The following is a 12,766-nucleotide window of genomic DNA, read 5'->3' on the forward strand; positions in this document are numbered from 1 at the left end:
CCTATGACGTACATCATAATGACAAATATTATAAAAGGGGATGTCAAAACATGAAAAAATGGCTAAGCCAACTTATGTTCGTTTTGCTTGCAATTGGATTATTAGCAGGTTGCGGAGCGGATACGCAACAAGAAGATGCTGTCAATGTAACAGATGCAGTCGACAATGAAATTGTGCTAGAAGAAGAACCAGAACGGATTGTTTCGCTGATTCCAAGCAATACAGAAATTTTATATGCGCTTGGAGCAGGTGATAAATTAGTCGGTCGAAGTGACCACGACAATTATCCTCCGGAAGTAGTAGATGTGGAGCCGATTGGCGGTTTTGAATTTGATGTTGAAAAAATCATTTCGTTACAACCAGACATTGTGCTTGCTCATGGTTCAAATGCAACAGCAGAAGGGTTAGACCAAATAAGAGGAGCAGATATCCAAGTTGCCGTTGTAAACGATGCGAACAGTTTTGAAGATATGTATCGTGCGATTAACTTTATTGCTGAAATTACAAACACACAAGAACAAGCAGAGCAATTGATTTCTGATATGGAAGCTCGTTTTGCTGAATTGCGTGAGCAAGCAGCAGCGATTCCAGAAGAAGAAAGACAAACAGTATGGATTGAAATTTCAAATGATTTATATACAACTGGAAAAGATACGTTTATGCACGAAATGTTAGAAACGATTCATGCTGAAAATGCAGCAGGAGACACAAGCGGTTGGCCGCAATTTTCAGAAGAACAAGTCATTGCTGAAAACCCAGACGTTATAATTGGAACATACAGTAGCTGGGTTCCTGATATGGTTGAACAAATTTTAAATCGTCCAGGTTGGCAAGATGTAACAGCGGTACAAGAAGAAAGAGTACATGCTATTGATGAAGATATCGTGTCTCGACCAGGACCGCGCGTTGTTGAAGGAGTCGAACAACTTGCAAAGTATATCTATCCAGAGGTTTTTAACTAAACATAAATTTATCGCCTATATGATAGCTAGTTTATTTTTGTGCTTTAGCTTATTACTTGGTATTTCAAAAGGGAGTCTTTCGATTCCCTTTTCTACTATCATTGCAGTGCTTTTAACGGAGTGGTTACGACTCCCTTTACATATTGATATTGATCCGATGTACACAAATATAATTATGAGCATTCGCTTTCCAAGAGTTGTGTTAGCTATGCTTGTTGGAGCTTGTTTATCATTAGCTGGAGCTGCCTTTCAAGGATTACTAAAAAACCCTTTAGCAGACCCTTATACACTCGGTGTGTCCTCAGGCGCTGCGGTTGGAGCTGTCTTTGTATTATTTTTAGGCATTAGTCTTCCTATTGTAGGGGCGTTTACTTTACCTTTTATTAGTATATTATGTGGTTTTTTAACGCTTTTTCTAGTTATCGGATTTGCTCGGGCATTACATAAATCAATGGCAGCGGAAACCATTATTTTAGTTGGGATTATTACAAGCTCTTTTTTAGGGTCGCTTATTTCATTGATGATCGCATTGACCGGTGATGAGCTGCGGCAAATAATTAGTTGGTTATTAGGCAGTGTAGCAATGAGAGGCTGGAATTACGTTTATTTGATTTTACCTTTTTTTCTTATTGGCTTTCTCCTTTTAATGTGTAACACGAGGGAATTAAATGCACTTGCTTTCGGAGAAGAAACAGCAAAAAATTTAGGTGTTAATATTCAAAAGAGAAAATTGATGATTTTACTTGGGGCTTCACTTGTTACAGGAGCAGCAGTCGCTGTTTCTGGAACGATAGGATTTGTTGGGTTGGTTGTCCCTCATATTACAAGATTATTATGGGGACCTGATCATCGTCATTTATTACCGCTTTCCATGATTATGGGTGGTGGATTTTTAGTCTTAACAGATTTAATTGCAAGAACAATAATTGCACCAACCGAATTACCGATAGGAGTTATTACAGCCTTAATTGGTGGCCCAGTGTTTGCAATTATATTAATTCGTCAACGTCATCGGTTATAGGAGGTTTCACATGTTACATGTATATGGTGTGTCAGGAGGATATAACGACAAACCCATCATAAAAAATGTTTCCTTTGAAGTAGAAAAAGGAGAAATATTTGGGGTGATTGGACCAAATGGGAGTGGGAAAACAACATTATTAAAAATGTTGACAGGAACAGTTCCGATGACAAAAGGAGAAATCTCGTTACACGAAAAACCAATAGAGTCCTATTCCACAAAAGAAAAAGCTAAAATTATTGCGGTTTTGCCCCAAGACACAACAACTTCTTTTTCCTATACGGTGGAGGAAGTTGTACGTTTAGGGAGATATCCTTATCAAAAAGGGTTATTCCAGATGACAACGAAAGTGGATGACCAAATTGTTGTCGAATCACTAAAACAAACTGATGTCTATCAGTTTAAAGACAAAACATTGCTTTCTTTAAGTGGAGGAGAGCGTCAGCGTGTGATGTTAGCCAGAGCTTTAGCTCAACAACCAGATTTATTATTACTTGATGAGCCGACAAATCATTTAGATATTTCTCACCAATTACACTTACTTGATACATTAAAGAAATGGACAGAAGAAAAAGGGCTCACCGTTATCGCCATTTTACATGATTTAAACATTGCTGCTCTTTATTGTAATCGTGTGATGCTGCTAGATAGTGGTGAAGTAAGCACGATTGACCGTCCATATCAAGCGCTTAATGAACAACGATTAAAAGATATATACAACACATCGCTTCGTCGAAATGAGCATCCAACGATTCCGACACCATTAATTACATTGCTTCCGAATCAAATGAGAGCTTCCTCTCCTTTTCGAGAATTGGATATGGTATGTACAGATGAATGGATTAAAATTGAGAGCAAAACAGCCTTTAAAACATTAGCCTCCTCTGTAATTGGTTCAGGCTTCGGTTGGAAAAAAACATTTGTCAATCGCCATGTTAATAAAAACTATAATTGTGATGATGCCGAAAAAGAGTTTATTTCCTTTTTAGAGCAAAGAGGGATAAATCATGAAGAAACAAATGGAATGATGACAGCGGCGATTCTTGATGATGTATGTGTTGAAAAAGTTGAAGATGAGGATGTCTCCCTCCTCGTTGTTGTTACTGCTGGTTTATCAAATGCAGTTGATGTCACGGCGGGAGTGGCTAGGAACAATCTATCAGTTGGAACGATTAATACGTGGGTGTTGGTAGAAGGAGAGTTTACAGAAGCTGCATTTGTCCAAGCTTTAGTTGTAGCAACAGAAGCGAAAACGAGAGCGTTGCATGATGAAAATGTGCTTGATGGAACAACAAATACAGTAGCAACAGGGACGTCAACAGACAGCATTGTTATTGCCTCAACACAAACGAAAACATCTTATAAGTATGCAGGATCTATTACAACGATAGGGAGTGCGATTGGGCGAAGTGTATATGCTACTACGGTAAAAGCGATCCGAAAAAATAAAGAAAGAAGGTCTACATTATGATCGCTAACCATCTCCTTGCTTTATCGTTAGCATTTTTGTTAGACCGCCTAATCGGGGATCCAAGATGGTTGCCACATCCAGTGATTTGGATTGGGAAGCTTATTTCTTTTCTTGAGAAGAAATTAAATAAAGGTGAACATCAAAAAGTTAGAGGTGTTATTTTTCTTATTTTTGTTCTTGTTGTCGTTTGTATCATAACAGCAACAATGGTCATAGGAGCCTATCTCATCCATCCACTTGTCGGTATTGTAATCGAAGCAGTAATTATCTTTTATGCCATTGCTCAAAAAAGTTTAAAAGATGCAGCAATGGAAGTGTACGAGCCTTTACAAAGTGGAGATGTAACAAAAGCTAGATTGAAATTATCTTATATTGTTGGCCGAGATACAGCGTCTTTACAAGAAGGAGAAATTGTTCGAGGTACGGTTGAAACCGTTGCTGAAAATACGAGCGATGGAATTACAGCCCCTTTGTTTTATGCACTTATAGGCGGAGCGCCATTAGCGTTTTTATACCGTGCCATTAATACGTGTGATTCTATGGTTGGGTATAAAAATGAAAGATATGAACACTTTGGATGGGCTTCTGCAAAATGTGATGATCTTGTCAATTGGATACCGAGTCGAATCACGGGTCTGTTAATGGTCGTTGTCAATCGTTCTTCGATTCATTCAAAAAAAGAAAGTGTGAAAATCCTGTTGACAGACGCGAAAAAGCATCCAAGCCCAAATAGTGGTTGGGGAGAAGCCGCTGTGGCGGCACTATTAGGTGTTCAGCTAGGTGGAAGAAATTTTTATCAGGGCATGGTATCCAACCGTGCTCTTATGGGGAGAAAACGGGTTGAACTTAAAAAAGAGCACATTACACAAACCGTGAATATTATGAATCAAACTTGTTTTGCATTTTTGTTGTTTTTATGGGGAATAGGAGGTGTCACTTATGCAATTACCAGACCATGGGGCTAACCCGACATATTTTGTTGAAGCACTTGGGTTACAGATGAAAGAAAATTCGATTGACTTTAGTGTGAACACAAATCCGCTTGGACCCCCTTCTTTTATAAAAGAAAACTGGCTTTCTTACTTTAGTGAAATCGAAAAGTATCCCGATCCAAAAGCAATGGTGTTAAAAGAAATCATCGCCAAACAAAACGATGTCGACCTTAACCAAGTCGTTGTGGGCAACGGTGCCGCTGAAATTATTTTTTTACTAGCACATGTATTCCGAGAAAAACATGTGCTTATTGTAGAACCAACGTTCAGTGAGTACCGTCAAGCTTGTGAAAATCATTTTTGTAGAGTTGACTCGATTACACTTTCACCTGAAACGAATTGGGCGTTACAACCTGACATGATTAGTAAGAAGCTTCAATCTAGTGATCTTGTTTTCATTTGTAATCCGAATAATCCAACAGGGGTTCAATATCGAAAAGAATTATTAGAAAAGATTATAAAAGAAGCAAAGCTCGCAAATGTTGTTGTTGTTATTGATGAAGCTTTTTTTGACTTTAGCTTACATCAGGAATCGGTCGTACCATTACTACATCAATATGATAATCTAGTAGTGCTTCGTTCAGTCACAAAAATGTATGCGATTGCGGGGATAAGGTTAGGGTATGCCTTAAGTTCAGAGAAACTAGTTTCCTCGATAACGAGGTGGCAACATCCGTGGAATACGAACCAATTAGCGCAACAAATTGGCAGTCGTTGTTTGCTTGATTTACAATTTGCTAAAAACACTGCACGATATATTGCAGAAGAAAGAAACCGACTGAAAAGAAAATTGGTAGAACTTGAGTATTCAATTTCGCCTTCTAGTGTGAATTACTATTTACTAAAAGAAAAAAGTGAGGATCGAGATTTGTTGGGTTTGCTTACGTATTTAATTGAACATCAAATCATTCCTAGACATACATATAATTTTCAAGGATTAGAAGGAAAATATATTCGCCTAGCGATAAAAGAACAAGATGAAAATGATAAACTTCTAAAAGTGTTAGAAAGCTGGAAGGCAAAATGTTAGTTTTTATAACGGGTGGGGTTAGAAGTGGGAAAAGTCAATTTGCTGAAAGGTATGCAAATGACCTTGCTGGAAATGAAATTGTTCATTATATCGCGACTAGCCATGTGTTTGATGAAGAAATGGAATGGCGAAAACAACTTCATATTGCACAAAGAGAAAAACAGTTTCGATTTTGCTTAACCCATGAGGTTCCATATAATATAGGACAAGTATTTACACAATTTCAACGTGGTCATATCGTGTTGTTGGATTGTATCACTACATGGGTTGCCAACGAATTGTTTATCGATGCTACATCATGGCAGCATCCATTCTTTCAAACATCTGTTTATGAGAAAGTGACAACAACAATTCAACAACTCAAGCAACTCCCGATTCATAGTCTTATTGTTTCGAACGAATTATTACATGACATCCCGTATGAAGATGAGGGGACATTTTATTACAAGCAAATGTTAGGTCGGATACATCAAGCGATTGTTGAGCAATGTGATGAAGCGATTGTCATTGAAAATGGATTGCCAATCTGGAAAAAAGGAGGTAAGGAAACATGAAAGGTGTGATGATTCAAGGAACAGCTTCTGACGTCGGAAAAAGTGTCATTTGTACAGCCATTTGTCGCATTCTTGCAAGACAAGGAAAAAAAGTGACCCCATTTAAATCACAAAACATGTCAAATAATTCATATGTGACGATAGATGGGAAGGAAATTGGGAGAGCACAAGGTATTCAAGCAGAAGCAGCAATGGTGACAGCCTCGGTGAATATGAATCCTATTTTATTAAAACCTAGAAGTGATCAAGTATCAGAAATCGTTCGTTTCGGAGTACGATATCAAACATTATCAGGGAGAGATTATCGTTCTCAATTTTATGAAACGGGGCTTGAGACGATTAAAATGGCTCTAGCTGAATTAGAAAAAAACTATCAAATATGTGTCATTGAAGGAGCGGGAAGCCCTGCTGAAGTAAATTTAAACGACCGTGAGCTTGTCAATATGAAGGTAGCTGAAATCGCAAATGTTCCTGTCATCCTTGTAGCAGATATCGATCGTGGAGGAGTCTTTGCAAGCATTGTAGGGACATTGACGTTATTACCTGAGATTCAACGTCGACGGGTACAGGGCATTATTATTAATAAATTCCGTGGTGATGAACGTTTATTTGAATCTGGTAGGCAATGGATAGAAGAGTATACCGGGGTCAAAGTTCTTGGTGTCCTTCCCCATATGAAAAATATGAAAATCGAAGGAGAAGATTCACTTTCGATGAAAAACCAGTTTACAAGCGTTTGTGCAAAGGAAAAAGAAGTGGACCTTGCTGTAATCGATTTACCTTACGTTTCGAATTATACAGATTTAGAACCATTCCGTTATGAAGATGATGTTCACATCCGTTTTGTTTCTACCCCAGAAGCATTAGGTAAGCCTGATGCAATTATTATTCCAGGAACAAAAAGTACAATCAATGATTTACATTTTTTAAAGCAATCAAATTTATCTAAGCAAATAATTGACTATGTAGCTGATGGGGGAACAATTGTTGGAATATGTGGTGGCTATCAAATGTTAGGAGAACAATTAATTGATGAATTAGGAACAGACACAGGGCTTGTAGGAAAAACAATTGCTGGCCTTGGCATTGCCCCATTACAAACATATTTTTTAGATAAGAAAAAAACAGTACAAACTGAAGGTGTATTGACACATCCTGTTCAAGGAATCTCAAATGTCATTGCAGGCTATGAAATTCATTTAGGAACAACCGTACATACATGTGATTCATTTTTACATACAAAAGAAGGGCAACAAGATGGGGTTTACATTGATAATGGTAGAATTATAGGAACGTATTTTCATAATGTTTTTCATAATGATGAGTGGAGAAACGAATGGTTAAATCGAATTCGCGAGAAAAAAGGAAAAGCACGAAAGTCGGTTCACTGGAGTATGAGTGAAAGAGAGAAAGCGTATGATGAATTAGCGAACCGAGTGGAATCGGCCCTAGATATGACAGCGTTTTATAAAATGATAGAGGAATGGGAATAAGTCGATGAAAAAAGTTTCATTGTTTGATGGTTTTTTATTAGCATTACAGTTTCTAACAATATTTCCTATTAAAAAACAAGTTCCTTGGGATGAATCCCGAGCAAGAGGTTCGATTATCGTGTACCCTCTTGTTGGACTTTTTCTTGGAATGATTTTAGCGTTACTTTACTATACGATTGAAACATGGACAGGAACATCTGTGTTATTTTTAACGATTTTACTTTTTACGATTTCTATTGTTTTTACAGGTGGTCTTCATTTAGATGGATGGATGGACGTTAGTGATGCAATAGGGTCTCATCGAGATATCGAGAAAAAACATGCTATATTAAAAGATTCTAGAGTAGGTGCGTATGCTGTCTTATCTGTAATCTTTTTGCTAGGTTGGCGCATTTTCTTTATGTATGAAGTGTTTGAAGCAACTTCAAATGGATGGTTGTATGTGTTGTCGATTCCTTTTTTTGTGAAACTTTTAATGGGGTTGCAGTTATTTTATGGGAAGCCGGCGAAACAAGAAGGTCTTGCTTATTCGTTTCAATGCTTTTTAACGAAGAAACATTCGCTTGTCTATTTTTTGTATATTTTTATATTTGGCGTTGTTTTACTTTTTATTGATTCTCATACTCTCATCATTTGGTTTGTACTGTTCGTGATGACGATTGTGCTAACATGGGTTAGCCTTGGAATTGCGACAGCGCAATTTAATGGAATAACAGGAGATACGGTTGGAGCGAGTGCCGAAGGAGGAGAAACATTGTTATGGATGACCGTGTGGCTATTACACTTCTTCGTCATGGTATGACGGAACTAAATGAGCAAAAAAGATACTCTGGTTGGAACGATGACATGTTAAGTGAAAAAGGGAGAACACAATTATCTTTACAAGCTCAGTCGGTTAAAGTGAAACCTGATGTTGTTATAACAAGTGACTTGCTTCGAGCTAAGCAAACCGCTGCGATTCTTTTTCCATCAAGCCCGACTACTTCATTGTCCTCTCTACGGGAGTATCACTTTGGACAATGGGACAAAAAAAGCTATGATGAGTTAAAACAGGAAACTTTATATCGCCAATGGCTTGATAATCCACTCAAAGTTGCACCACCTGGGGGAGAAAGCTATGGTCAATTTATTCAACGATTGAAAATGAGTTGGACAGTGATTAGTTCATGGTGTCAGGAAAAGTCCGTATCGACGATAGTTGTTGTTTGTCATGGAGGGACGATACGAGGATTATTAGAGTTGTATGCTCCAATACAACAAGGATTTTGGAATTGGTCGGTTCCATACGGATCTGGGTATTCATTAATTGATTCAAGGCATAACATAAAGGAGGGGAAAAGGTGCACTTTATTACAGGAGGTGCCTTTAACGGAAAAAGCAAATGGGCAAAAAAACACTATCAATTGACAAAACGTAAAGATGTTTATTGGTATAATGGTTATGAACAGATATTCTTTTCAACTATCGTCCTACCAGATCATGGTGTTGTCATTGTAAATGGCGTAGAATATGTTATTCGATCTTGTATACAGTCAACAACACGGCAACAGCTTCAAGAAGAACTGAAGCGTTGGAAAGCTTGGGAAGAGCTTGAAAAGTCACGAAAATTCATTATTATTGGGTCAGACGTAGGAAAAGGAGTCGTACCGATCGAAGCAGAGAATCGAAAATGGCGTGACTATGTAGGTTGGTTTTATCAAGATCTTGTTAACGTTTGTGACAGAGTTGATGTCATTTGGTATGGATTATCGCAAACGATTAAATCGTAGGGGGAATGAAAATGAGGTTGTATACGAGAACAGGGGATGAAGGCAAAACAAGCGTAATTGGTGGTCGTTTGGATAAAGATGATACGAGAGTAATTGCCTATGGTACAACAGATGAACTCAATTCATTTGTAGGTGTCGTTATTGCACAGTTAGATGAGTCTCTTTTTCCTGATGTCCGTCAAGAGTTAGTAAAAATACAACATGAATTATTTGATTGTGGTGGCGATTTAGCAATGATAAAAGAAACTGAAAAACGGCAATACAAAGCAAAAGAAGACATTGTGACATTTCTGGAAACGAGAATTGATGAGTACATTAAAGAAGCTCCAGAGCTTGAGCGCTTTATTTTACCGGGAGGGTCATTAGCGGCAGCCAATATTCATGTTTGTCGGACGATTACGAGACGAGCAGAGCGATATGCAACAAGACTGCAACGAGAGGGTGATACAAATCCGGTTGTGTTAAAATATTTAAACCGACTTTCAGACTACTTTTTTGCCATTGCTCGTGTAGTCAATTTTCGTTTAGGTGTACAAGATGTGGAATATGAGCGAAGTGCAATCGTATTCCGAGAAGGAAAAAGAAAAGAAGAAAAAAATAAATGAAAGAAAGAGATACCGATTTCAAACATGTTTTGAAGCGGTATTTTTTTTCGGTGTTATTGCAAAAAATCCGCTTTTTTCAGAATTTTATTCTAATATAGGTAATATTTGTAACCTTTTTACGTAAAAAGCGATAAATATGTTGAGGAGACTTTATTCAAAATGTAAATAATCCAGTCCAAAAAAAATTTGACTTTGTCCTTTAAAATTTCGCTCATTCTTTTTTATTATTCTCATAAATTTACAATTAGGAATGGATTCAAAAGAGGAGGATGGAAATGAGAGGGTGGCTGATTTCATTCAGCGTTTGTTTCATCATGATAGGCTGTAGCACAGGAGGCGATGTGGAGTCTAAAACAGCAGAACTTCATTCACCCGTTAGTAGTTTAATTGAAAGTGTTGGAAAAAAACCGATGAAGTGGGAAATTACATTAATTGATGAAAGAGATGGTTCGATCGAATCGCTTTTACTTAATGATTATGGTTATTTTTCTTCAGTTGATCAATTAGACAAACAACAGCTTGCCAGCTATGCGGCACAGTTAGCAAGTGGAATTGATGAGCCAATGATTAATCCAACCGTGGACTTGGAAGGAAACATTATCGAAGGGAGAAATCGGACAATATTGTCTGAAGCTGAACTAGTTGAAAAGTTAATGAATTTACATTATTTTGACAATGAAGTAACGCTACCGATTTACGAAACAGAACCTACATTAACAACAGCTGATTTAAAAGGAATTACAGATGTCGTTATAGGTAGCTATCAAACTACTTTTAATCAATATGTGACAGGAAGATCAAAGAATATTAAACTTTCATCGGATGCGATTCAACATTATGTATTAGCCCCTGGTGACGTTTTTTCCTTCAATAAGGTGGTTGGTGAACGAACGGTCGAAAGAGGTTATCAGGAAGCGAAAGAAATTGTTAATGAACAATTTGTTATGGGCATTGGTGGTGGCATTTGCCAGACATCTTCGACTTTGTTTAATGCGGTCGATAAAGCAGGGTTAGAAATTGTGGAACGATATACCCATTCTCGTGAAATTGGATATGTTCCTGCAAACCGTGATGCGACAGTATCATGGGGGGGACCTGACTTTAAGTTTAAAAACTCATATTCTTTTCCCGTGCTAATTAAAACGGATGTCTCTCTTGAACAAGGAGTTATTGTTGTTGAAGTATTAGCATCAAAACCAGTAGAAGAACTCGTTGTATCACATTAAAATAAGCAGGTGAGGTTGTGCCAAATGAAGCTTTACTTCTCTGGCACGACCTCTATTTGTGTTTGGTGCATAATGGGACCTTTGTTCCTTCATACTAAGAAAGGAGATATACACCAATGTAAAGGAGGTTCTGTGATGTTAATGAAGTGGTTAAAACAGTTTCAAGCCAAAGCCATACAGCAAAATGATACAGTAGAATCTGTATTAACCGACTTTAAACAATCGAATGATTTTGCATTCTTTACACATCAGGAACCTATCCATTATACGATTTGTTATTTAACAACGATGGTCGATTCAAATCGATTACATCGTGATTGCTTACCATATATAAATAAATATATTCAAAATGGGTTATCGGTCATTAAAGCAAATATCCCAGTCGAAGATGTGACAATCACGACAGATGTGGGAACAGTCAAACAAAAAATACTAGAAGGTTGTATTGGAGTCAAACTGGCCTCATCTCCAAATGAATTGTTGTTAATTAAAGCTAGGGCTAGTTTCGATCGTGAAGTCGCTCCTCCTGAAATTGAATTTACAGTGACGGGACCACAAGAAGCCTTTGTAGAATCGTTAGAAACGAACTTAAACTTAATTCGGAAACGATTACCGTTAGCCCAACTTAAAGTGAAGCAAATAGAAGTGGGAAAATTATCAAAAACAAAAGTTGCCGTCCTCTATTTGGATGGGGTTGCTGATCCATCAAATGTCCAAACAATGGTGCAACGATTAAGCCATATTGAGTTTGACCAGGTTTTAGATAGTACGACACTAAGCCAAATGATTGCTGATGACTCGATGACACTGTTTCCACAGCTTGTTAATACAGAAAGACCTGACCGAGTAGCAGCTGTGTTAGCGGAAGGAAAAGTGGCCTTTTTTTGTGATGGTTCTCCTGAAGCCATCTTTGGTCCGGCGACGTTAATTGAGTTTTTCTCATCATTAGAAGATTATTATTTACCATGGCATGTGTCTTCTGCCGTTCGCATTTTGCGTTTTTTTGCGGTAGCATTTTCGGTCTTAGCGACACCAATTTATGTCGCAGTGTTGACGTTTCATTATGAATTAATTCCAAGAGATTTGTTAGCTACCATTGTTGCCTCTAGAAGTAATATTCCATTTCCTCCAATTGTGGAAGCGATATTTTTAGAGTTAACGATTGAATTGTTAAGAGAAGCGGGTGCTAGGTTACCAACCAAAGTTGGACAAACAATAGGAATTGTAGGAGGAATTGTTATCGGACAAGCCTCTGTAGAAGCAGGGTTAACAAGCAATATCTTATTAATTATTGTTGCATTAAGTGCTTTGGCTTCTTTTACAACACCTGTATATCAAATGAGCAATACGATTCGAATGATACGGTTTCCGTTTATTTTATTTGCTGCTTGGCTTGGTGGAATTGGCATTATGTTATGTATGTTGTTCATTGTGACACATTTACTGAAAATGACTTCATTAGGAAGACCTTATTTAGAACCACTTTACCCATTACGATTAAAAGATTGGAAAGATGCATTTATTCGTTTACCATACAATTTGTTAAATACAAGGCCTGTCTTTCTTCGTCCCCAAAATAAAAAAAGACTGCCGTTGATGCGGATGTTTCAACAAAAAGACATTGATGAGTGAACATAGAGGGT

The 12,766-nt window shown here is 37.6% G+C and carries 13 protein-coding genes; all 13 read left to right on the plus strand.

Annotation, left to right across the window (positions count from 1 at the left end; all coding sequences use genetic code 11):
• The first annotated feature begins 50 nt into the window (after positions 1 to 50).
• The 13 genes from T323_RS0110245 (at position 51) to T323_RS0110305 (ending at position 12,755) form a co-directional block, all read left to right on the plus strand.
• Complete coding sequence (locus T323_RS0110245) at positions 51 to 962, plus strand: ABC transporter substrate-binding protein (protein WP_026673200.1); 912 nt, start codon at positions 51 to 53, stop codon at positions 960 to 962.
• Positions 928 to 1,983, plus strand: coding sequence for a FecCD family ABC transporter permease (locus T323_RS0110250; RefSeq protein WP_026673201.1), 1,056 nt, complete (start codon positions 928 to 930; stop codon positions 1,981 to 1,983). Before T323_RS0110245 ends, T323_RS0110250 begins: the two co-directional genes overlap by 35 nt.
• A gap of 10 nt (positions 1,984 to 1,993) precedes the next feature.
• On the plus strand, positions 1,994 to 3,454 hold the full coding sequence (locus T323_RS0110255; RefSeq protein ID WP_026673202.1) for a heme ABC transporter ATP-binding protein: 1,461 nt from the start codon (positions 1,994 to 1,996) through the stop codon (positions 3,452 to 3,454).
• Positions 3,451 to 4,419 carry an adenosylcobinamide-phosphate synthase CbiB gene (cbiB, locus tag T323_RS0110260; protein WP_026673203.1) on the plus strand — a complete coding sequence of 323 codons (969 nt, stop codon included), beginning with the start codon at positions 3,451 to 3,453 and terminating at the stop codon, positions 4,417 to 4,419. The genes T323_RS0110255 and cbiB overlap by 4 nt, the downstream gene beginning before the upstream one ends.
• Positions 4,394 to 5,476, plus strand: a complete 1,083-nt coding sequence (cobD, locus tag T323_RS0110265) for a threonine-phosphate decarboxylase CobD (RefSeq protein ID WP_026673204.1) — start codon at positions 4,394 to 4,396, stop codon at positions 5,474 to 5,476. Before cbiB ends, cobD begins: the two co-directional genes overlap by 26 nt.
• Positions 5,470 to 6,030, plus strand: a complete 561-nt coding sequence (locus tag T323_RS0110270; protein ID WP_026673205.1) for a bifunctional adenosylcobinamide kinase/adenosylcobinamide-phosphate guanylyltransferase — start codon at positions 5,470 to 5,472, stop codon at positions 6,028 to 6,030. The genes cobD and T323_RS0110270 overlap by 7 nt, the downstream gene beginning before the upstream one ends.
• Complete coding sequence (locus T323_RS0110275; protein WP_026673206.1) at positions 6,027 to 7,523, plus strand: cobyric acid synthase; 1,497 nt, start codon at positions 6,027 to 6,029, stop codon at positions 7,521 to 7,523. The genes T323_RS0110270 and T323_RS0110275 overlap by 4 nt, the downstream gene beginning before the upstream one ends.
• A 4-nt stretch (positions 7,524 to 7,527) precedes the next feature.
• Positions 7,528 to 8,325, plus strand: coding sequence for an adenosylcobinamide-GDP ribazoletransferase (cobS, locus tag T323_RS0110280; protein WP_026673207.1), 798 nt, complete (start codon positions 7,528 to 7,530; stop codon positions 8,323 to 8,325).
• Positions 8,283 to 8,930, plus strand: a complete 648-nt coding sequence (locus T323_RS0110285; protein WP_026673208.1) for a histidine phosphatase family protein — start codon at positions 8,283 to 8,285, stop codon at positions 8,928 to 8,930. Before cobS ends, T323_RS0110285 begins: the two co-directional genes overlap by 43 nt.
• A complete protein-coding gene (locus T323_RS0110290) occupies positions 8,864 to 9,292 on the plus strand; it encodes a bifunctional adenosylcobinamide kinase/adenosylcobinamide-phosphate guanylyltransferase (protein ID WP_026673209.1) in 429 nt (142 codons plus the stop codon). Before T323_RS0110285 ends, T323_RS0110290 begins: the two co-directional genes overlap by 67 nt.
• An 11-nt stretch (positions 9,293 to 9,303) precedes the next feature.
• Positions 9,304 to 9,897: a cob(I)yrinic acid a,c-diamide adenosyltransferase gene (locus T323_RS0110295; protein ID WP_026673210.1), complete on the plus strand. Its 594-nt coding sequence runs from the start codon at positions 9,304 to 9,306 to the stop codon at positions 9,895 to 9,897.
• A gap of 275 nt (positions 9,898 to 10,172) precedes the next feature.
• A complete protein-coding gene (locus tag T323_RS0110300; protein WP_035178386.1) occupies positions 10,173 to 11,123 on the plus strand; it encodes a VanW family protein in 951 nt (316 codons plus the stop codon).
• A gap of 135 nt (positions 11,124 to 11,258) precedes the next feature.
• Entirely contained in the window at positions 11,259 to 12,755 is a 1,497-nt protein-coding gene (locus T323_RS0110305; protein ID WP_026673212.1) for a spore germination protein, read from the plus strand.
• Positions 12,756 to 12,766 lie beyond the last annotated feature (11 nt).

The organism is Alkalihalobacillus bogoriensis ATCC BAA-922 (genome assembly GCF_000621445.1).
Taxonomy (GTDB): domain Bacteria; phylum Bacillota; class Bacilli; order Bacillales; family Bacillaceae_F; genus Bacillus_AO; species Bacillus_AO bogoriense.